Source organism: Amycolatopsis sp. cg9, assembly GCF_041346945.1.
Classification (GTDB): Bacteria; Actinomycetota; Actinomycetes; order Mycobacteriales; family Pseudonocardiaceae; genus Amycolatopsis.
Window position 1 is genome coordinate 5,847,889 of record NZ_CP166850.1, and the last position, 20,524, is coordinate 5,868,412.

Sequence of the window (20,524 nt, forward strand, 5' to 3'; positions counted from 1 at the left end):
GGCCGGCATGCTCCGCGTGTTTCTCGTCGACGACCACGAGGTCGTGCGCCGTGGTGTGGCCGATCTGCTGGACGAGGACGAAGGCCTCACGGTGATCGGGCAAGCCGGCAGCGTGTCGCAGGCCCTCGCGCGGATCCCGGCGCTGAACCCCGACGTCGCGGTGCTGGACGTGCGCCTCCCGGACGGCAACGGCATCGAGCTGGCCCGCGAGCTGCGCTCCAAGCTGCCGGAGCTGAAGTGCCTGATGCTCACCAGCTACACCGACGAGCAGGCGATGCTCGACGCGGTGATGGCGGGCGCGAGCGGGTTCGTCATCAAGGACATCAAGGGCATGGACCTGGTCTCGGCGGTGAAGGACGTCGGCGCGGGCAAGTCCCTGCTCGACACCCACGCGGCGGCGGCGCTCATGGCGAAGCTGCGCGACAGCCAGGCCAAGAAGGGCCCGCTGGCCGACCTTTCGGACCAGGAGAAGAAGCTGCTGGAGCTGATCGGCGAGGGGCTGACCAACCGGCAGATCTCCGAGCGGATGTTCCTGGCCGAGAAGACGGTCAAGAACTACGTGTCACGGTTGCTGACCAAGCTGGGGATGGAACGCCGCACCCAGGCGGCCGTGCTGGCCACCGAGCTGCGCAACCAGGCCGACTGACGGGGCTCACCAGGCGCCCACCAGCACGTCGGCCAGCGGCCGCCGCGGGGTCCACGGAACCGGTTCGCCCCGGCCGAGGCGCAGCACGATCTGCGGCCACAACCCGCCGCCGAGCAGCTGGCGGAGTTCGGCGCGCACCGCCGGGACCTCGACCGGCTGGGAGATGAACGACGCGTCGAGCCCGGCCGCCGTCGCCGTCAGCAGCACCCGTTGCATGGCCTGCCCGGCGCGAAGCCGCTCGGCCCGGGTGTCGTCGAAGGAGCCGATGACCACGACGAGGGGTTCGGAGTCGTCGGGCAGGCCGCGCGGGCCCGAGCCGAAGTCCCGGAGCACCCAGCCCCCGTTGTTCGAGGGCGTCCCGCCGGCCGCGTAGGCGGGGACGCCGTCCCGGCTGTCCGGGCCGCGCCCGGTCCAGTGGCGCCACTCGGCGAGGAAGGCGGGATCGGACACCTGGAGCCGGTGTCCCCGGTGCACCAGTTCCCGCAGCCCCTCGAGCTGGTGCGCGCTCAGGCGGGGGAGCCAGGCCTGTTCCACTTCCGCGGCGTGCCGCAGGTCGGCGACCACGGAAGCGGGGACCCGGCCCGGGGCGAACGGCGTCCGGTTCGTGTGCCGGCGCGGGATCGCGTCGGCGAGCTGGATCAGGCGCGGGTCGGGCCGGCGGGCTCCCAGCGGCCGGACCACGGCCAGCAACGTCGGGTCGTCGCGCCGGGGGAACAGGGTCGTCGCCGGGTGCGCGCCCAGTGCGTGGATGGCCGTGCGCAAGTTGAACAGCGCCGCACCGCAGGAGAGCAGCAGCTCCCGCTGGTCCGCGTCCGCCACCGGCAGGGCGCGGTCCGGATCGGCGTGCAGCTCGATGCCCGCGCGGGTGCAGCGGAACCGCCACGGCTGCGTGTTGTGCGTCGACGGGGCGAGCACCGCGGCGCCGATGACGGACTTCACCTGATCGGAGTCCAGCAGGCCGATCGAGGTGATGGGTAGGGTCATGGTTTCCCCTCGGTGCCGGGGACCGGCACACTGTCGATCCGGAAGCGTCCTTCGACGATCTCTCGCGCCGCGGCGTCGCGGAAAGGGGACAAAGTCACCGATGATGCGGAGGACTTGGTGAGCGAAGCCGGGCAGGAGCCGCGGCGGCTGGCCGGCACGCTGTCCGGGCTGCGGCTGCGCGAGGTGCTGCGCGACCTGCAGGACCGGATCGAGCTGCTGATCGGCACCCGCGACAAGATGGACGGCCTGCTCGACGCCGTCCTCGCGGTCGCGTCGGGCCTGGAGCTGGACACCACGCTGCGGCGGATCGTGCAGGCCGCGATCGAGCTGGGCGAGGCGAAGTACGGCGCGCTGGGCGTCCTCGCCGACGACGGTTCGCTGTCCGAGTTCGTCTACCTCGGGATCGACGACGAGACGCGACGGCTGATCGGCGACCTCCCGGCCGGCCACGGCGTCCTCGGCGTGGTCATCGAAGAAGCGAAACCCCTGCGGCTGGCGGAGATCTCCGGGCACCCGGCGTCGGTCGGGTTCCCGGCGCACCACCCGCCGATGCACACCTTCCTCGGCGTGCCGGTGCGGGTGCGCGACGAGGTGTTCGGGCGGCTCTACCTCGCCGAGAAGAAGGACGGCGAGCCGTTCACCGACGACGACGAGGTCGTCGTGCAGGCGCTCGCCGCGGCGGCCGGCATCGCGATCGAGAACGCGCACCTCTACGAGCAGGCGCGGGTGCGGCAGCAGTGGCTGGCCGCGACCAGCGAGGTCACCACCGAGCTGCTCGGCGGCACCGACCCGGCCGAGGCGCTGAACGTGATCGCGACCCGCGTCCTGGAGCTGACCGGCTCGGACGTCGCGCTGCTCGCGCTGCCCAACTCCGGGCGGCTCGACGTGGACGAGGACTGGGGCGACGAGGTCGACGACCTGACGGTCACGGTGTGCGCGGGGACCCGGGCGGCGGAGCTGTCGGGAACGCGGATCACCCTCGTGGACAGCATCCCGGGTGCGGTGTACCGGGACCGGACGCCGCGCAGCGTGCCCGAGATCGTCTTGCGCGAGCACCGGTTCGGGCCCGCGCTGGTGGTTCCGCTGCGGGCGGGCGACCGGACGACGGGCGTGCTCGTCGCGGCCAGGGAAGCGGGCGCGGGCGCGTTCGAGACGGCGCAGCTGCCGGTGGTGGCGTCGTTCGCCGACCAGGCGGCGCTGGCGCTGCAGCTGGCGGCGCAGCAGCGGGCCGCGCGGGAGCTGGACGTGCTCGGCGACCGCGACCGGATCGCCCGGGACCTGCACGACCACGTCATCCAGCGGCTGTTCGCGGTGGGCTTGTCGATGCAGAGCACCCAGCGGCGGACGAAGTCGCCGGAGCTGCAGAAACGGCTCGGCGACAGCATCGAGCAGATGCACGAGATCGTCCAGGAGATCCGGACGGCGATCTTCGACCTGCACGGCGGCGCGGCGGGGGAGACGGGCCTGCGGCTGCGGCACCGGCTGCACGACGCGGTCGCCGAGCTCACCGACGACGCGCCGCTCCAGCCGACGGTCAGCATGACCGGCCCGGTCGACACGGTGCCGGCGCAGCTGGCCGAGCACGTCGAGGCGGTGGTGCGCGAGGCGGTGAGCAACGCGGTCCGGCACGCGGACGCCGCCACGCTCTCGGTCTCGGTCACGGTGCGGGGGGAGACGATCCGCGTCGTCGTGGCCGACGACGGCAAGGGGCTGGCGGAGGGCATCTCGCCGAGCGGGCTGGGCAACCTGCGCGACCGCGCGGAAGCCGTGGGCGGCACGTTCGCGCTGACCGACGGCCCGGACGGGGGCCTGCAGGTGGAGTGGGCGGCCCCGGTCGGCTGAGCCGCGGGGTACCGCGGACGCTGGGCCGGGCGGCCGAGGGGTGTCGTCCGGCCGACGTCGAGCGCGCCGCGAGCTGCGTGACGCGCTGAGCCGCGGGGTACCGGCGGCGCACCGCGGACGCTGGGCCGGGCGGCCGAGGGGTGTCGTCCGGCCGACGTCGAACGCACCGCGAGCCGCGCGACCCCGTGGTGCGGGCCGTGCTCGTGCGGTGTCGCGACTGCTGTGCGGCGGGCTCGTGCGGCCGTCGGTCGTGCTGATCGAGCCGGCTGGTGCCCGGGTCCGCGGCGACGACCCGGCCACGAAGCCGGTCGCGCCGGTCGTCGCCCCCGGCCGGATCCGGACTCGCCGGGCGTCCGATCGGCGAAAATCGTGACGGTCGGCTAGCGTCTGTCACGCGGGCCGGTGCGCTCCCTCCCCCCTCGGCGCGCCGGCCCGCTTCACCTCGCCCGCGCGGCCGGACACCGCCCGCCGGCTTCGGTGACGAAGGTCCTCGCGGTTCGGGCAATCCGGCCGCGTCGCCGCACCCCGGTCCTGCGGTCTCCTTGTCCCGCGGCGGTCCATCGCCGCGCAGAGCCGGTTTCGGAGCGCCCGTGCGCCCAGCACGTCGGATCCAGGTCACGAAGGCCGGTGACGCACCCCCACGCCTGAGGAGAAACGATGGCCCGGGCCCTGCTCGCCGGCGGTGACGTGGTGCTCGTGCGCCCGTTGCGCCCGGCCGACACCGCCGAGGTGCTCGCCCTGCACACCAGGCTGACCCGGCAAGACACCTACTTCCGGTTCTTCGGCGCCCCGTCCGGGCTGGAGAAGCTGGCCGCCGGGATCGCCGCCGACCCGGGCCCCGGCCACTACGCCGTGGGCTGCTACTCGCGCGGCGAGCTCGTCGGCGTCGCCAACTACGAAGTGCTGGCCGACTCGGCCGACGCCGAAGTCGCGCTCGTCGTGGACGCGAAGATGCGGACCCAGGGCGTGGCGACCCTGCTGATGGAACACCTCGTCTCCCACGCCCGGAAGACCGGCCTGCGCCGGTTCCTCGCCGAGGTGCTCGCCGAAAACGCCAAGGTGCTCAACGTCTTCAAGGACCTCGGGCTCAGCTTCGAGGCGACCATCGGCGGTCCCGAGCGCGACGTCGTGATGACGCTCGACGAGGACTCCGCGTACCTGGACGCGGTGCTGAAGCGCGACTCGATCGCCGACGCGGCGAGCTTGGCGCACTTGTTCAAGCCGTCCTCGATCGCGGTGATCGGCGCCGGCCGCCGCCCCGGCTCGGTGGGGCACGCGGTGCTGGCCAACCTGGCCTCGTCCGGCTACCGGGGTCCGGTCGAGGTGGTGAACCCGCACGCCCGCGCGATCCTCGGCGTGCCGTGCGTGCCTTCCGTCGCGGCGCTGAGCCGGACGCCCGAGCTCGCCGTGGTCTGCCTGCCCGCGGCCGCCGCGGCCGCCGCGGTCGAAGAGTGCGGCAGGCGCGGGGTCCGGGCGGTCGTCGTCATCTCCTCGGGGCTGACCGGTACCGAGCACGGCGACCGGGTCCGCGCGGCGGTGCGCGAGTACGGCCTGCGGCTGGTCGGCCCGAACTGCCTCGGCGTCCTGTCCACGGATCCGGCGTGCCCCTTCGACCTGACCTTCCTGGCCGCCGGCGTGAAGCCCGGCAACATCGGGGTCGTCACGCAGTCCGGCGGGGTCGGCATCGCCCTCGCCGAATCCCTCGGCGACCTCGGTCTCGGCATGTCGACGCTGGTCTCGACGGGGGACAAGTACGACGTCAGCGGCAACGACCTGCTGATGTGGTGGACCGCCGACCTCCGCACCGAGCTGGTGGTGCTCTACCTGGAGTCCTTCGGCAACCCCCGCAAGTTCGGCCGGCTGGCCCGGGGGCTCGCCCGCACCCGCCCGGTGCTCGCCGTCCGCTCCGGCAGCGGGGACACCGCCCAGCGCGCGGCCGCGTCGCACACCGCCGCCGCCGCGACCCCGGCGGTCACCCGGGACGCGCTCTTCGAGCAGGCCGGGGTCATCGCCGTCGACACCGTGGCGGAGCTGGTCGACGTCATCGCCGGGCTGTCCTGGCAGCTGCTGCCGGGCGGGCGCCGGGTGGCCGTGGTCAGCAACGCCGGTGGCGCCGGGGTGCTGGCCGCCGACGCCTGCGAGCGGGAAGGCCTGGTGATGGCGGAGCTGTCCGAGGAGACCCGGAACCGGCTCGCGAAGGTGCTCCCGGCCGAGGCCGCGGTGCGCAACCCGGTCGACACGACCGCGGCCGTCCCGCCGGCGGTGTTCGCCGACGCGCTGCGCGCGGTCCTCGCCGACGACGGCGTGGACGCGATCATCGCGGCGACCGTCCCGACCGCGGTCGGCGACCCGGGCACGTCGCTGGCCGGAGTCCTGCCGCCGGAGTACAAGACCGTCTTCGCCGTCCGGCCCGGGCAGCGGGCCCGCGTGGCACCGCTGGTGCCCGGGTCCGGGGTGACCGCCTGCTACGACGACCCGGCCGCGGCGGCCGCGGTGCTGGCCCGGCTCGTCCGGTACGAGGAGTGGCTGAACCGGCCCGAGGCCGGCGACCCGGCCGCCCCGCCGGCGGACCCGGACGCCCTGCGCGCGTTCGCCGCCGGGCGCGAAGGCTGGCTGCCGCCCGCGGACGCGGTCGAGCTGCTGCGCCTGGCCGGGATCCCGATGGTGGAGACCCACTACGTCGAAGCCGGCGACTCGATGGCCGCCGCGGCCGCCGACCTCGGGTCGCCGGTCGTGCTGAAGGCCGACGCCGACGGCCTGCTGCACAAGACCGCCGGTGGCGGAGTGCTGCTCGACGTGCACGGCGCCGACCGGATCCTGGAGGCGTTCCGGACCCTGCGGTCCCGCTTCGGCTCGGCCCTGCGCGGGGTCACGGTGCAGCCGATGGCCGAACCCGGCCGGGAACTGCTGGTCGGGGTGCGCTCGGACCCGGTGTTCGGGCCGCTGGTCGTGTTCGGCGTCGGCGGTGTCGACACCGACCTGATCGCCGACCACGCCGCCCGGCTCGCGCCGCTCACCGGCGCCGACGCGGACCTGCTGCTCGACGGCCTGCGCGCGTCGAAAACGCTGTGGGGGAGCGGGAAACTCGACCGGGCCGCCGTGCGCGAGCTGCTGCTGAACGTCAGCCGGCTGGCCGAGCTGGTCCCGGAGCTGGCCGAACTGGACCTCAACCCGGTCCGCGTGCGGTCCGACGGCTGCGTGGCGCTCGACGTCCGCGCCCGGCTGGAGCGGCTCACCGCGCCGGATCCGTTCTTGCGCGGGTTGCGGGACTGAGCCGGAGAGGAGAGAAGCGTGCGCGTGCTGACGGTGAACCCGGGTTCGTCGAGCGTGAAGGTGTCGCTGGTCGCCGACGGCGTGGCGGTCGGCTGGGCCGCCTGGGACCTGGCCGACCCCGCCGTGGTCGGGCAGGCGATCCGCCGGTGGTCCGAAGTGGACGCCGTAGCGGTGCGGTTCGTCCACGGCGGGTCGCAGACGGCCCCGGTGTGCGTCGACGACGCGCTGCTCGCCAACCTCGGGCGGCTCACTTCCCTGGCGCCCAACCACCAGCCGCTGTCGCTCGAGGTGACCGGGGAAGTCCGCCGCCTCCTGCCGGACGTCCCGGTGGTGGCCTGCTTCGACACCGCGTTCCACGCCCGGATGCCCGAAGCCGCCGCGCGCTACCCGCTGCCGCGCGCGTGGACCGCGCAGAACCGCCTGCGCCGCTACGGGTTCCACGGCCTCTCCTGCCAGTACGCCTTGCACCGCACCGGTGAACTGCTGAACCGGGCGCCGGACGGCCTGCAGCTGGTGTGTGCCCACGTCGGGGCCGGGGTGTCGGTGACGGCGATCCGCGACGGCCACGGCGTCGACACCAGCATGGGCTTCACCCCGCTCGAGGGCGCCATGATGGCGACGCGGTCCGGTTCGATCGACCCCGGCCTGCTGCTGCACGTGATGCAGACGGCGCCGATGACCGCGGCGGAGATGGCCGACGCCTTGTTCCACCGCTCGGGGCTGGCGGGGATGACCGGCACGAACGGCGATCTGCGGCGGGTCCTCGCGGCCGCCGCGCGCGGCGAGCACGACGCCGCGGTCGCCCTCGACGTCTACCGGCACCGGCTGCGGCGGGAGATCGGCGCGGCGGCGGCGAGCTTGTCCCGGCTGGACGCGGTCGTGTTCACCGGCGGGGTGGCCGAGCACCAGCCGGAGCTGATCACGTCCGTCATCGACGGGCTCGGGGTGCTCGGCCTGCGGGCCGGGAAGGTGCCCCACACCGAGGTCGACCGGATCGTCACCGGGGCCGGCTCACCGGTGCCCGCGCTGATCGTGGCGCCCCGGGAGGACCTGGAACTGGCCCGCGGCGCCGAAGCGGCGCTCGCCCGAGAGACCGTGAGGTGACCCCGTGCCCGTCTTGCCGACCGAAGCGTCCTTCGGCGACGCCGCCTGCCGGGCCGCCGCGGGACAGCCGGGCGGATGACCGGGCTCGGCTTCCGCTGGGACGCCTCCGCCCGGGCCGTCCTCGGTGACGCGCTGGCGCGGCTGGGCCCGAACCGGTGCGTCGCGGAGGTCACGCCGGAGGAAGTCGTGCTGACCGAGCCGCTCACCCGGCGGGAGCGGGCGGGCAACGCTGCCCTGCTCGAATGCGGCGCGGCGCTGTCGACCGTCTGGACCGTCCTGCGGGTGCTGGGCCGCGACCCGGTCGTGGCCTTCCCGCGGGACCCCGGACGGCCGGACATCGCCGCCGTCGTCCGGATCGGCGGCCCGCGCGGCCCGACGGCCGGGGAATGGGCGCGCTACCTCGCGCTGCGCGAGCCGGCGGAACCGGGACGCGGCACGGTGTCGCGGCCGGTCAGCCTCGCCGTGCTCAGCGCGCTGGCCGCCGACGACTTCTGGCCGGACACCGACGTCCGGCTCGTCCGCCCCGGCTGGGCTTCGACGCTCAAGCGGCTCGGCGCCGACCTCACCGGCCGGTCGGCCCTCCTCGTCACCACCCCGGGCGACACCCGCCGCCACCACGTCCTCGCCGGCGCCGCGCTCCACGCGACCCGGCTCGCCGCGGCGGTGCGCGGGTTCGCGTCCGAGCGGGTTCCGCTGATCTCCCTGGCGGCCGCCGAGCGGGCCCGCCACGCCGAAGTGCTGCGGGGAGTCCCGCAAGGGCTGCTGCTGGTCGGCCTCGCCACCCCGAACCGGCGGCGGGCGTGACGGCCACCCGGCCGCGGCCACCGTCCGGAATGGACGGTGGCCGCCGTGCGGTGCCGGCTCAGCCGCGGAACAGCGCGACCTTCAGCGCGTTGCTGTCCTGCGGGTGGGCGAAGACGTCGTAGGCCTCGTCCATCTCGTCGAGCCCGAAGCGGTGGGTGATGAAGCGGCTCGTGTCCAGCCGGCCCGCCGCGAGCATCCGCAGCAGCATCGGCGTGCTGGAGGTGTCGACCAGGCCCGTCGTGATCGTGACGTTCTTGATCCACAGCTCCTCGAGGTGCAGCGTGGCCGGTGCGCCGTGCACGCCGACGTTCGCGACGTGCCCGCCGGGGCGGATCAGCTTCGCGCACAGTTCGAACGTCTCCGGGACCCCGACCGCCTCGATCGCGACGTCCGCGCCGAGCCCGCCGCTCGCCTCCGCCACCGTCGCCGCCGCGTCCTCCGGCCGCACCATCAGGTCGGCGCCGAACGACTTCGCCGCGTCGAGGCGGGCCGGTTCCTTGTCGACCACGATGACGGTCCCGGGGGAGAACAGCTGGGCGTTCGTGATCGCGGCGAGCCCGATCGGCCCGGCCCCGACGATCACCACCGTGTCACCGGGCTTGACCCCGCCGTTGCGGACGCCGACCTCGTAGGACGTCGGCACGATGTCGGCCAGCATCAGCGCCGACTCGTCGCTCACCCCGGCGGGCAGCACGTACGTCGACGTGTCGGCGAACGGCACGCGCGCGTACTCGGCCTGGACGCCGTCGGTCGTGTGCCCGAGGATCCAGCCACCGCCGCCGAGGCACTGGCCGTAGGCCGCGACCCGGCAGTACGCGCAGCGGCCGCACGCGGAAATGCACGACACCAGCACCTTGTCGCCGGTCTTGACGCCGGTCACGGCGGACCCGGTCTCGACGATCGTGCCGACCGCTTCGTGACCGAGGACCCGGCCGCGCTCGACCTCGGGCACGTCGCCCTTGAGGATGTGCAGATCGGTGCCGCAGATGGTGACCGCGTCGACCCGCACGACCGCGTCGGTGGGCGCGGCGAGCTGGGGTTCGGCGTGGTCGGTCCAGCTGCGCCGGCCGGGGCCGTCGTACACGAGTGCCTTCATCTTTCGTCCTTCCGGCAGGGGAACGGGCGCCCGCCGGCCGGCGGGCGCCCTGGGTGGGGGATCGCTTTCAGCGCAGCCACGCGCGGTCACCGACGGCGTCGGCCCAGCGGCGGCCGAGTCCCCAGGTGTGCCCCGCCGAGGCGGCGGCGAGCGCGATGAGGACCAGCGCGTAGATGATGTGGTAGTCGATGATCGGGTTGGTGGAGTGCGTCGCTTCGCCGGTGCTCATGCTCTGCGCGAGCGGCCATTCGGCGGCCCACATCATGAGCATCATCAGCGAGCCGGCGATGGCGCTCAGCCGCAGCCCGACCCCGGCGATCACGGCGATGCCGATGGCGCCCAGGCCGAGCATGAACAGCCAGTCGGCCCACCAGGTGCCGGCCCAGGTGTGGAACATCGACTCGAACGGGCCGGCGTGGACGTTGCTCAGGAAGCCCTTGGTCGGCGAGCCGCCGCTGAGCCAGGCGCCCTTCGCGGGAGTGGCGTAGCCGAGGCCGAACAGCTTGTCCAGGAACGCCCACAGGAAGATGAACCCGGTGGCGACCCGCAGGACGGCCAGCGACTTCCCGGCGACCGTGGGGCCGGTGGTGAACTCGGGGATCGGCTTCGGTTCGGTGGCCCGGTGAACCGGGGTGTTCTTCTCATCCGGTCGGATGGACATGGGGAAACCTCCGTTCTTTCGGTGCTGCGGTCAGTTTGTTCCGGTGCCCGGCCGGTCTCTGGGGCCGAAGGTCACCGGCGGGGAGGCCCTTGGGCGCCGGTTGCCGGGGACCGCCCGGAAAGGACCGAAGTCCTCGCACGGGGGAGGCGGAAGCCTCGCGGTTCGGGCAGAACGACTGCTTCGCGCGAGAAGCGGAAAGCGTTACCTGGAGCGAAGAGACCTCTGGTGGGTGCGGAAGGAGCGGTGATGACGGGAACAACCGCGAACGGCCGGATCGTGGTCGGCGTCGACGGATCGGAAACCGGCGCGGCGGCCCTCGTCTGGGCGGTGGGGGAAGCGGAGACGAGCGGCGCGGAACTGGACGTCGTGACGGTCTGGCGGCACGACGTGATGCTCGACGACCTCTCGGTGGGCCGGACCGTCGAAGAGGCGCGGATCGCGCACCGCCACGAGCTGGAGGCACTCGTCACGGCGGCGCTGCAGCACCACGCCGGGGTGGTCGCGCGGTGCGCGGCCCCGGACGGCGAGCCCGCCGACATCCTGGTCGAGCGCGCGAAGGACGCGACGATGCTGGTGGTCGGCAGCCACGGCAAGGGCAAGCTGCGCGAGGTCCTCGCCGGTTCGGTGAGCAGCGCGTGCCTGCGCCGGGCGACCTGCCCGGTGGTGGTGATCCCGCCGCCCGCGCGTTCCCCGGAAAGCCCGCTGGGCCGTCGGCTCGCCGAGCTGGCTTGACCCGGGCCGTTTGTCCATTGTGGACTATCGATCTCCTCCGGGCGTACCTCGGCGGCGGGCGGGCGGGGATCGCCCGCCCGCGCACCGTCATCTCGTCTTCGTGAGGGCGTCGCGGCGGCGTTCGTACTCCGCCTCGTCGATCTCGCCGCGGGCGAACCGCTCGTCGAGGATCCGGCGGGCGTTCCCGTGGCCGCCCGGGGGCTGCGGGCCCCGCCGGGCCAGGACGACGGTCAGGCTGACGACCGCGGCCAGCACCAGCGTCATCAGCACGAGCATGCCGATGCCACCGGCCCAGCCCATGGATCCGGTGTGGTGCCACCAATACGGCATGACGGCTCCTTTCCTAGTGGGCCTGGAAGTGCTTCGGGGGAGCTTCGAGGGGCTGCAGCACGTCGGCGAGACCGCGCCGCGGGGTGGCGGGCAGCGGGTCGGCGTTGGCGGGCGCCCAGCCGACGCGCAGCACCATCTGCGGGAACGAGCCGCCGGTGACCCGCTCGGTCACGGTTTCGCGGACGTCGGGCAGCTCCAGTGGCTCGGTCAAGGGGCACGACGCCAGGCCGAAGGCGTTCGCCGTCAGCAGCACGGCGCTGGTCGCCTCACCGGCGCGCAGGCGCGACATCCGGTCGTCGGAGGCGGTGCTCAGCACCAGCAGCACGGTCTCGTCGTCCTCGGCCTTGGCGTCGGGCGGCTGGGTCAGGAGCGGGTCGGCGAACGGGCGGGCGCGCAGGACGCCCGGGGTGTCGTCCGGGGCCGGGGTGTTGCGGGACGGGACGCCGTCGGGCGAGACGTGGCGGCCGCTCCAGGCCGCGAGTTCGGTGCGGTAGGCGGGATCGGCGGCGTGGCGCCGCGACGCTTCCTCGATCGCGGTCGCCAGGTGGTGGCGCCCCGAGTTCTCGGCGACCTGCAGCACGGTCCCCTCCAGCGCGGCGGCCTTCGCCAGCGCTTCGACGTGCCCGCGCGGCACGGTCCACGAGCTGTGCCGTCGCCGGTCGGTGCGTCGCCGCGGGATGGCCGCGGCCATGGCGATCTCGTCCTGCGACGGCTCGTGCCGGTGCAGCTTCACGGCCGCGAGGTGCCCGGGCTCGGCCGGGTTCGGCAGCCGGTGCACCGCCGCGGCCCAGCCGAGGGCGGCGAAGCCGATCCGGAGGTGGTGCAGGGCCGCGCCGCAGCTCAGCAGCAGGTCCCGGCCGTCCGGGTCGGTTTCGGGCAGCCGGCGGTCGTGGTCCGCGTACAGGTGCAGGGAGCTGTGGCCGATCCGCCAGCACCACGGCTGGGAGTTGTGCACCGACGGCGCGCGCAGCGCCATGGCCACCGCGGTCCGCACGGTGAATTCGTCCGGGAATCCTCGGTCCATCGTCGGCCTGCCTCGGGTCGGGTTCTGCTGGCGGTCCGACGGTCGCACGCCGGTCCCGGACCGGGAGAGGGCCGGAGTGCCTTTGCCGCGGGGACTTTCGGTGCGCCGGCACCGCGCGCGTGTGCCTCGCCGGACACCTCGGGCGCTGGTGACGAAAGTCCCTGCCGCCAGTGCCGAACGACGCCATCCGGCGCGGGCCGCGCGCCCGTACCGTCGGGACCCGACGAGCGCCGGTCCGCAGTGGCCGGCGCGCCACCCGAGGCGATGGAGGGTGATTCCCCTGCTGACCGGTATCGACCGTGACCACGGCCTGCGGAGCGGCCTGACCGGCTACCTGGCGGCCGTGAGCGCCGCGGTCGGCGTGGGCGCGGAGTCCTGCACGGTGGACCTCGACGACCCCGCGTCGGCGTACGTCGCGCTCGACCTGCGGCTGCCCGGCCACCCCGGCCGGGACACGGCGCTGCTGTGGGACGAACGCCACGGCTGGGCGCTCGCCATGGAGACCCACTCCGGGGAGGACCTGCTGGTGCTCGCGTACCTCGGGGACGAGCTCGTGCCCGCCCCGGCGCGCGTCCGCGGGTTCGTCGCGGCGATCCGGGCCGCCGGCGGCGCGTCCGGCGAGGCCGTCCCGCCCGACCTGGGTGCTGACCGCGGCGACCTGCCGGCCCGGTTGCTGCGCCACCGCCGCGGCGCGTGGACCACGGCGCCGTTCCTCGCCGAGGCGGGCTGATCGGATGTCCGCTGCGGAGCACCAGGCGTGGACGCCGGCCGAGACGCAGGTGCTGGTCCGGGCGATGACGCGCGCGCCGTCGGTGCACAACACCCAGCCGTGGCTGCTGGAGGTCGCACCGGGCGCGCTCTCGGTGCGCGAACGCGCCGAACCCGTGCTCCCGCACCACGACCCGCACGGACGCGACCGCGCGGCCTCCTGCGGTGCCGCGGTGGCCAACCTCGAGCTGGCTGCCCGCGCCCTCGGCCGCTCGTGCGCCGCCGCGTTCCTCCCCGAACACGGGCAGCCGGACCTGGTCGCCCGGCTCGCCGTCGGCGGCCCCGAAGCGCCGGCGACCGAGGAGCTGCGCCGCTTCGGCGCGATCACCCACCGGGTCAGCCACCGCGCGCCGTTCGAAGGGGTGGCCGTGCCGGGTCCGGTGGTGCGCGAGATCGCCGGGGCGGGCGGGGCGCCGGGCGTCGAGGCGCGCCCGGTGCGGGCCGGCCGGGAGATCGCCGTCGTCGCCCGGCTGCTGCACCACGCCGCGGAGAGCTTCCGGCGGGACAGCGGCTACCAGCGGGAACTTTCCCTGTGGACGATCCGCGACGAAAGCAGCCACCGCCACGGCGTCGGGCTCGCCGCCGGCCGCATCCCGGCCGGCTCGGTGCCGTGGGCGGGCCTCGTCCGCCGGGCGACCGAGGTCCCGGCGCGGGCCGAGCTCGCACACCGGCTCTCCGGCGAAACGCTGCTGCTCTTCGTCACCGCCGACGACACCCGCCTCGACCACGTCCGCGCCGGCTACGCGCTGGAACGGGCCTGGCTCGCGGCGGTCGGCCTCGGCCTGGCGGCCGCGGTGCTGACGCAGCCGCTGCACCTGGAACCGGTGCGGTCCGCGCTGTGCGAGGACCTCGGGCTCACCGGGTTCCCCCAGGCGCTCCTGCGGATCGGCTACGCGGCCGAGGTGATCCCGCCCGCCCCGCGCCGGGCGGCGGAAGAGGTCCTGCGCCCGGCGGCCCACCACGACCCTTCGGCGCCGGGGCGGTGACTTCCGGCCCTGCTCCCGCTCGCGGAGCACGGGTCGACTGGACCGGGGACCGGATGGCTGGTTCCGAGCGATCCGGAAGGCGGGAGCGATGGACACCAGGACGCCGTTGACCAGGCTGCGGCACAGCCTCCGGCCCGGCCGCACCGCGCTCGCACGCCCGTCGGACCGGCTCCAGGCCCGGCTCCTGGCGCTCGTGATCTTCCTGTCGCTGACGGCGGCCGCCGGCGCGGTGCTGCTCGGCATCGGCGTCTACCGGGTGGAGGCGGCGAAGTCCGCCGAACAGACCGCCGGCCGCTACGTCGTGCAGGCGACCCTGCTGGCCGACGCCCCCCGGCCCCCGGTGACCGGCCACGGCGGGACGTCCGCCGAGACGGGCCCGACGCCGGCGACCTGGCGGACCCGGGACGGGCAGGACCGCGCCGGCGAGGTGCTCGCGGCAGCGGGCGCGGTCGCGGGCCGGCAGGCCGAGGTCTGGCTGGACGCGACCGGCACGCCGACCGAGCGCCCCCTGACCGCGGCCGCCGCGGTGGTCGGGGCCCCGATCGCCGCGCTGACCTTCTGGGTGGCCGTGACGTCCGGGCTCGTCGTGCTCTACCGCGTCGTGGTCTTCCTGCTGGACCGGTACCGCTTCGCCCAGTGGCAGCGGGAGTGGTTCGCCGTGCAGGCCCGGCCCGCCGGTTCCTGAGCGGCGGCCGGGAAGGGGCCGACCGGGTGACGTTCCGGCCGGTCCCTCAACCCGCCGCGACCCGGTCGCGTGGTCGCCGTGCACCGTCCGCGCTGCCGGCGGCCGCCGGGTGGAGCTTCCGCAGCCCCGATGCTCGCACCCGCTCCGAAGATCGAAGTGCCTTACCATGGGGGCCGGAGGGTGTGGGGATGCTGGAAGGGCTGTTGTCGGCCGACGCGGGAGCGCTGTACGACGCGATGGTGCGGTCCGGGCCGGTGCCGCTGGACGATCCGCGGGCCGCCGGGCCGGAGATGCAGGAGCTGATCGACCGCGGGTTCGTGCGGCGCGACTTCCGCGAGGACCCGGTGCTGGCGCCGATGGAGCCGGTGCGGGCCGTCGACCACGCGATCCTCGGCGCGCAGCAGCGGCTGGTCGAGCAGCAGCGCCAGATCGTCGCGGCGCGCCAGCAGCTCGACCTGCTCCAGACCGTCTACCGGGCGACCTACGGCGGCGGCAGCGACGCGGCCGTCGAGGTGCTGTCCGACCCGCAGCGGATCGGCGCCCTGTCGCTCGAGTTGTGCCTGTCGGCGAAGGCGGAGTTCCTCACCTTCACGACGCGGCACTTCAAGCGCAAACCCGACGCGAACACCGTGATGGCCCTGCCCGAGGCGGTGACCGAGCGCGGGGTGCGGCTGCGCAACGTCTACGAGCGCGCCGCGCTGGAGTTCGAGGGGGCGAAGGGCGTCGTCGAGGCCAGCATCGCCGCCGGCTGGACCATGCGGGTGGCGCCCGAGCTGCCGATGAAGATGGTGATCGCCGACCAGCACTCGGCGTTGCTGCCGCTCGATCCCAGCGGGATGGCGGGCGCGGTCTTCGTGCGCAGCCCGACCATCGTGGCCGGCCTGCGGATGCTGTTCGAGCTGGTGTGGAGCCAAGCCGTCCCGATCGGCGACGGCGGCGGGCAGCAGCGCCACGGGCTGACCCCGACCCAGGCCAAGGTGCTCGACCTGCTGGCCACCGGGATGACCGACGGGGCCATCGCGCGCCACCTCGACGTGAGCGAGCGGACCGTGCGCCGCCACGTCCAGGGCCTGCTCGACGCCCTGCAGGCGGACAACCGGGTGGCCGCGGTCCACGCGGCCACCCGGCTCGGCTGGCTCGCTTAGCCGGCTAGGTGTATTGCCCTGTGAGGTTGAAGACGCGGCTGACAGGTGGTTTACCAGCCAGTGAGGTGTGTCCTCGGTGGTGGTTGTAGGTGTGCAGCCAACCCGGTAACGCTGCTCGGCGTTCGGTTTCGGTGCGGTAGGGCTGGTTGTAGGCCCATTCCTCGAGCAGAGTCCGGGTGAACCGCTCGACCTTGCCGTTGGTCTGCGGCCGGTAAGGCCGGGTGCGTTGGTGGGCGATCTGCGTGTCGCGCCAGAGGCGTGAGCGGTAGCAGGAGCCGTTGTCGGTCAGCACCCGCGCGACGGTGATCCCGCAGCCGGTGAAGAACGCCTGCGTCCGGCCCCAGAACGCGGCCGCGGTTTCCTTGGTCTCATCGGCCAGGATCTCGGTGCAGGCCGGCCGGGAGTGGTCATCCACGGCGTTGTGCAGGTAGCTGTAGCCCAGGTTCGCGCGGCCACCGGCCCTGCGGGGCCGGGCGTGGTCGCGGTCGAGCTTTTTGATGTCGACGTGGACCAGGTCACCGGGGGCGGCGTGTTCGTAGCGGCGGACCGGCCGGCCGGTGGCCCGATCGAGATGGACCAGGCGTGCCAGCCGGTAGCGGGTCAGGACCCGGTGCACCGTGGAGGGGTTCAGGCCGAGCAGGTAGGCGATGCGGGCCGGGCCCCACCGGCGCAGGACCCGGACTTTGATGATTCGCCGTTCGGTGCGGGTGGGTGTCCGGTTCGGGCTGGTCCTGGGGCTGTGAGGAACGGTCGGTCATCCCTGCCTCGCCGTGGTTGCGGTAGCGGGCAGTCCACCGCGCGGCGGTGGTGACCGACACCTGGAACCGTTGCGCGGCCCGCCGCAGCGGCCATTGGTCCTCGACGACACAGCGGGCCAGGCGCAGTCTGCCGGTCGGGGTCAGGGGTGCGTTAGCGTGGGTCACGAGGGCCTCCGTTGCCCGGTGTAGACGTCGCAATCCACACCGAACCCGGAGGCCCTCCCTCGATCCAAGATCATCCGATCACGTGTCGCCACGATCGCGACCTCCCCGGACAGAACAGCTAGGCGAGGTGGCACCACGGCTCGCCCTCGGTCCAGATCCACACGCACTTCGGCTGCGGCTTGCCCGTGGCCGAAGCCTCCGGCGCCACCACGCCCCCGAACGCGAGCGCCGCCAGCGCCGCCGCGACCACCCCGGTCACCATCCGCTTGATCATGTCGTCCTCCCCGCGAAAGCGATCTCTCTGATGAGTGACAAGTTAGGCGGCGATGTCTTACGCCGGGAGAGCAAGTCCGGCCACTGTCCGGATCCGGTCACGCGGGGCTCGCCGGGTCCGGGCCGGGCCCGGCCGGCGGCTCCTCGTCCGGCTCCGGGCTCCCCACCCAGTGCAGGGTGTCCGGTTCGGGCCACCACCCCGGCGGGGCGGGACGGGGTCCGCCGCCCGTCTCGCCCCACCAGCGCGCGACCGGTTCGTCAGCCATGCCGGAGCTGCCGGGCTAGGCGCCGAACGGCTGGGCCGAGAGCAGCGTCTGCGTCCAGCCCTGGGTGTCGACCGGGTCGGTGCCGAACCCCTGGATGTCCGAGCCGTCGAAGTCGAACGGGTTGTGGTCGTGGTAGCGGTACAGCGCGCCGTCGCGGGTCTGGCCGTAGTACAGGCCGTAGCCGGGTGACACGATCTGGTCGAAGGTGCTCCAGCGGTCCGCCAGCGTCGTGCCGGTCCAGGTGTGGTCGGCCGCGATGTGGTACGAGCGCAGGACGCCGGTGGTGCTGATGCCGATGAGCCAGTCGTCGCCGGTGGCGGCGATGGTGCGCAGGGTGAACCCGGTGCCGATCACGGCCCGCTGGCCGATCTGGGTGCTCGCCGGCTTGGGCCGGGAGACCACGTAGGACATCAGGGTGCTGCCGGCGATGCCGTAGAGGTGGCCGTGGCCGTCGTAGGTCAGCATGTCGTGGGTCCAGCCGCCGCCGAGCGCGGTCGGCGTGCCGAACTGCAGCGAGTTGTTGTTCGTGATGACGTCGACGCGGTAGAGCACGCCGGCGGGCGAGGTCGCGAGCACGGTGTTGAAGTTCAGCGTGGCCAGCGCCTTGGGCGCGAACCCGAGGTTGTCGGTCGAGACGAGGGTCTTCGCGCGGTCGCCGGTCTGCGAGTTGATGGTGCTGTAGGTCAGCCGCCCGTCGGCGAGCGCGCCGTACACCGACACGGTGGTCGAGGCCGGGCTGCTCAGCTCGTCGACGATGCGCTGCGCGTCGGCGGCCTGCGGCTGGTAGCGCTCGGGGAAGGCGGAGCGCTGCACCCGCTGGCAGACGTCGCCGATCGGGGCGGTGCGCCAGCTGCCGTCGGGGTAGAAGTCCGTCATCACGTCCAGGAACGCGTTGGTGGCCCAGGCCGGGTTGAGCCGCTGCGCCTCGGTGCCCCAGGAGTCGAGCTGCTGGAACAGGCCGAGGCTGGTGTGGTCGACCTTCTCGCTGATGTTCTCGATCAGGGACTCGACGATCGTGGTGGTGATCGCGATGACGGCCGCGCGCTCGTCCAGCCCGCGGGCCTGCACGGCGTTGATGACGGCGCGGGCGCAGGACACCCGGTAGGGCGTCATGTGCCCCTTCAGGGTGCCGGTCAGGACGTTGTTGAGCCGGGTGGCCGCGGCGGTGTCGGCCGCGGTCGGGCCGCCGGTGACGCAGGCCGCGGTCGCGTAGGCCGCCAGCTGCTCCATCCGGGCGGCCATGGCGTCGGACTCGGTGGTGGCGCTCGCGGCGGTGGCGCCCGCGGTCAGGACGGCCAGTGCCGCGAGGCCCGCGGCGATCGATCTCGTGGTGAAGCGCATGGAGAACTCCAAGGGTGGTGGGGCGGTGCCGCGGCCGGGCCGCGGCACCGCCGGGGAAGGGGTCAGGCGCCGGGCGGGGAGACGTAGCCGGAGATCAGCACGTTGTCCGCGCCGGAGCGGGCGGTGTCGGGGTCGATCACCCGCCGGGTCACCTTGTTGCCGACGTTGCCGCCGACGACGGTGAGCGTGCCGTCGGGGTGCACCGCGGTGATCACGTCGACGTGGCCGCCCGTGCTGCCGTCCGGCGCGCCGTAGATGACCCAGTCACCGATCTTCGGGCTGCCGTGCGAGCTGCCGGTCCGGGACTTGAACAGGTCGTGGTCGACACCCCACTTGCCGAGACCGCGGGCGACCCAGGTGCCGCGCGGCACGTTCGCCACGCCGGCGGCCGCCCAGGTCCAGGTGGCGAACATCGCGCACCAGTCGTTCGCGCCGTGGTCGCAGCCGTCGTTGTACTTGTCGCAGTTCGCTTCGGTGGTGCCGACTTCGCCGGTGGCGAGGGTGGCGATCTTCGAGCGCAGCGGCTTGACCGGGGTGGTGCTGGTGCAGCCGGCCGGGTCGGCCGAGAGCAGGTACTGCGTCCAGCCGCGCGAGGCGACCGGGTCGTTCAGGTGGTAGGCGATGTCCGTGCCGGAGCCGTCGGCCGGGTCGTCGTCCTCGTACCAGTACATGGCGCCGTCGGGGTTCTTGCCGTAGTACAGGCCGCCGCCGGGGGAGACGAGGTTTTCGAAGCTCTGCCAGCCGGCGTCGTCGAGCTGCCCGCGGGTGTAGGTGGTGCCGGTCTGCGAAACGGCGTAGCTGATCAGCTGGCCGTCGGACGCGGTCGCGATGAGCCGGTCGTCCCCGGCCGCGGCCAGGGTCTTGAGCGCGAACCCGCCGCTGCCGATTTCGCGGCGCTGCCCGATCTGGTTCACGCCGGGCTTGGGCGCGGAAACGAGGTACTGCAGCAGCGAACCACCGGAGGTCGTGCCGTAGAGGTGACCGTGGCCGTCGTAGGACAGCAGGTTGTGGGTCCAGCCGTGCTGGACGTCGATCGGGTCGTTGAAGGTGAGGCTGCCGCTGTTGGTGACGACGTCGACGCGGTAGAGGACACCGGCCGTCGAGGTCACGAGCAGCGTGTTGAAGTTGAGCGTGGCCAGCGCTTTCGCGGTGAATCCGAGCGTCCGCGTGGAGACGACGACGTGCGTGATGTCGCCGGTGTCCGGGTCGATCGTGGTGTAGCTGAGCCGGCCGTCGGGCAGCACGCCGTAGACCGAAACCCCACCGGCGCACGACGCGGCGGCGGAGGCGGGCGCGGTGGTCAGCGCGGCCGTGGACAGGCCGCTCAGCAGCACGAGGAACGCCAGCACCGCGGCGCGCACTCTGGTTCTGAACATGGGAAACCCCTCGTCGAATGGAAGATTGCGTCGGCCGCGGCCCCGGGAAAGGCGGCTCGACGGGGCAGAGCTTACGAAGGATTTCCGCGGCGGCGCATGAGCGAACCCGGCCATTGGCCGCTTCCGGACAGGGGCCGGCTCATCCGGTGCCGCGCGCGACCGGCTCCGATCTGTCCGAAGTGGACGACCGGTACCGACCGACGGCGCAGCCCGGTCACGCGCAGTGCTAGAGTCGCCGCGCTCGGTTCTTTTCCGGTTACCCAAA

At 73.9% G+C, this 20,524-nt stretch carries 20 protein-coding genes and 1 pseudogene; 11 read left to right on the plus strand and 10 right to left on the minus strand.

Annotated elements, in window-relative coordinates:
• Positions 1–7: 7 nt before the first annotated feature.
• Positions 8–646 carry a response regulator gene (locus AB5J73_RS27900; RefSeq protein WP_370961628.1) on the plus strand — a complete coding sequence of 213 codons (639 nt, stop codon included), beginning with the start codon at positions 8–10 and terminating at the stop codon, positions 644–646.
• A 6-nt stretch (positions 647–652) separates the two neighbouring features.
• Here AB5J73_RS27900 and AB5J73_RS27905 read toward each other — a convergent pair whose 3' ends face one another.
• Complete coding sequence (locus tag AB5J73_RS27905) at positions 653–1,630, minus strand: hypothetical protein (protein WP_370961629.1); 978 nt, start codon at positions 1,628–1,630, stop codon at positions 653–655.
• A 117-nt stretch (positions 1,631–1,747) separates the two neighbouring features.
• Here AB5J73_RS27905 and AB5J73_RS27910 point away from each other — a divergent pair, with 117 nt between their 5' ends.
• The 5 genes from AB5J73_RS27910 (at position 1,748) to AB5J73_RS27930 (ending at position 8,653) form a co-directional block, all read left to right on the plus strand.
• Entirely contained in the window at positions 1,748–3,472 is a 1,725-nt protein-coding gene (locus AB5J73_RS27910; RefSeq protein ID WP_370961630.1) for a GAF domain-containing protein, read from the plus strand.
• 208 nt (positions 3,473–3,680) lie between these two features.
• Complete coding sequence (locus tag AB5J73_RS27915) at positions 3,681–3,845, plus strand: hypothetical protein (RefSeq protein ID WP_370961631.1); 165 nt, start codon at positions 3,681–3,683, stop codon at positions 3,843–3,845.
• 284 nt (positions 3,846–4,129) lie between these two features.
• Entirely contained in the window at positions 4,130–6,745 is a 2,616-nt protein-coding gene (locus tag AB5J73_RS27920; protein WP_370961632.1) for a GNAT family N-acetyltransferase, read from the plus strand.
• An 18-nt stretch (positions 6,746–6,763) separates the two neighbouring features.
• Positions 6,764–7,849, plus strand: coding sequence for an acetate/propionate family kinase (locus AB5J73_RS27925; protein WP_370961633.1), 1,086 nt, complete (start codon positions 6,764–6,766; stop codon positions 7,847–7,849).
• Between the two features lie 75 nt (positions 7,850–7,924).
• Positions 7,925–8,653, plus strand: coding sequence for a hypothetical protein (locus tag AB5J73_RS27930; protein ID WP_370961634.1), 729 nt, complete (start codon positions 7,925–7,927; stop codon positions 8,651–8,653).
• A gap of 58 nt (positions 8,654–8,711) precedes the next feature.
• On the opposite strand, the gene AB5J73_RS27935 is transcribed toward AB5J73_RS27930, so the two are convergent.
• Positions 8,712–9,749: a zinc-dependent alcohol dehydrogenase family protein gene (locus AB5J73_RS27935; RefSeq protein ID WP_370961635.1), complete on the minus strand. Its 1,038-nt coding sequence runs from the start codon at positions 9,747–9,749 to the stop codon at positions 8,712–8,714.
• A gap of 67 nt (positions 9,750–9,816) precedes the next feature.
• Entirely contained in the window at positions 9,817–10,410 is a 594-nt protein-coding gene (locus AB5J73_RS27940; RefSeq protein ID WP_370961636.1) for a hypothetical protein, read from the minus strand.
• A gap of 246 nt (positions 10,411–10,656) precedes the next feature.
• Here AB5J73_RS27940 and AB5J73_RS27945 point away from each other — a divergent pair, with 246 nt between their 5' ends.
• Complete coding sequence (locus AB5J73_RS27945) at positions 10,657–11,142, plus strand: universal stress protein (protein ID WP_370961637.1); 486 nt, start codon at positions 10,657–10,659, stop codon at positions 11,140–11,142.
• 87 nt (positions 11,143–11,229) lie between these two features.
• Here the strand turns inward: AB5J73_RS27945 and AB5J73_RS27950 are convergent, their stop codons facing one another.
• Together AB5J73_RS27950 and AB5J73_RS27955 are read right to left on the minus strand one after the other, a co-directional pair.
• Positions 11,230–11,472 carry an SHOCT domain-containing protein gene (locus tag AB5J73_RS27950; RefSeq protein WP_370961638.1) on the minus strand — a complete coding sequence of 81 codons (243 nt, stop codon included), beginning with the start codon at positions 11,470–11,472 and terminating at the stop codon, positions 11,230–11,232.
• Positions 11,473–11,485: 13 nt separating this feature from the next.
• Positions 11,486–12,496 (minus strand): NAD(P)H nitroreductase, encoded by a 1,011-nt coding sequence (locus AB5J73_RS27955; protein ID WP_370961639.1) that lies wholly within the window; start codon positions 12,494–12,496, stop codon positions 11,486–11,488.
• A 271-nt stretch (positions 12,497–12,767) separates the two neighbouring features.
• Between AB5J73_RS27955 and AB5J73_RS27960 the strand changes: the two genes are divergently transcribed.
• The 4 genes from AB5J73_RS27960 to AB5J73_RS27975 all read left to right on the plus strand — a co-directional run bounded on the left by AB5J73_RS27960 (position 12,768) and on the right by AB5J73_RS27975 (position 16,080).
• Complete coding sequence (locus tag AB5J73_RS27960; RefSeq protein WP_370961640.1) at positions 12,768–13,226, plus strand: DUF6292 family protein; 459 nt, start codon at positions 12,768–12,770, stop codon at positions 13,224–13,226.
• A gap of 4 nt (positions 13,227–13,230) precedes the next feature.
• The gene (locus AB5J73_RS27965) at positions 13,231–14,250 is read left to right on the plus strand and encodes a nitroreductase (protein ID WP_370961641.1); all 1,020 of its coding nucleotides are present in this window, start codon (positions 13,231–13,233) and stop codon (positions 14,248–14,250) included.
• Between the two features lie 88 nt (positions 14,251–14,338).
• Positions 14,339–14,935: a hypothetical protein gene (locus AB5J73_RS27970; RefSeq protein WP_370961642.1), complete on the plus strand. Its 597-nt coding sequence runs from the start codon at positions 14,339–14,341 to the stop codon at positions 14,933–14,935.
• Positions 14,936–15,123: 188 nt separating this feature from the next.
• Complete coding sequence (locus AB5J73_RS27975) at positions 15,124–16,080, plus strand: LuxR C-terminal-related transcriptional regulator (RefSeq protein ID WP_370961643.1); 957 nt, start codon at positions 15,124–15,126, stop codon at positions 16,078–16,080.
• A 4-nt stretch (positions 16,081–16,084) separates the two neighbouring features.
• Here AB5J73_RS27975 and AB5J73_RS27980 read toward each other — a convergent pair.
• From AB5J73_RS27980 to AB5J73_RS28000, 5 genes and pseudogenes are all read right to left on the minus strand, one after another.
• Positions 16,085–17,003 (minus strand): annotated as a pseudogene (locus AB5J73_RS27980) (IS481 family transposase).
• 118 nt (positions 17,004–17,121) lie between these two features.
• On the minus strand, positions 17,122–17,277 hold the full coding sequence (locus tag AB5J73_RS27985) for a hypothetical protein (protein WP_370961644.1): 156 nt from the start codon (positions 17,275–17,277) through the stop codon (positions 17,122–17,124).
• Positions 17,278–17,374: 97 nt separating this feature from the next.
• A complete protein-coding gene (locus AB5J73_RS27990) occupies positions 17,375–17,542 on the minus strand; it encodes a hypothetical protein (protein WP_370961645.1) in 168 nt (55 codons plus the stop codon).
• A 15-nt stretch (positions 17,543–17,557) separates the two neighbouring features.
• A complete protein-coding gene (locus tag AB5J73_RS27995) occupies positions 17,558–18,883 on the minus strand; it encodes a tachylectin-related carbohydrate-binding protein (protein WP_370961646.1) in 1,326 nt (441 codons plus the stop codon).
• Positions 18,884–18,945: 62 nt separating this feature from the next.
• Entirely contained in the window at positions 18,946–20,259 is a 1,314-nt protein-coding gene (locus AB5J73_RS28000) for a tachylectin-related carbohydrate-binding protein (protein WP_370961647.1), read from the minus strand.
• Positions 20,260–20,524 lie beyond the last annotated feature (265 nt).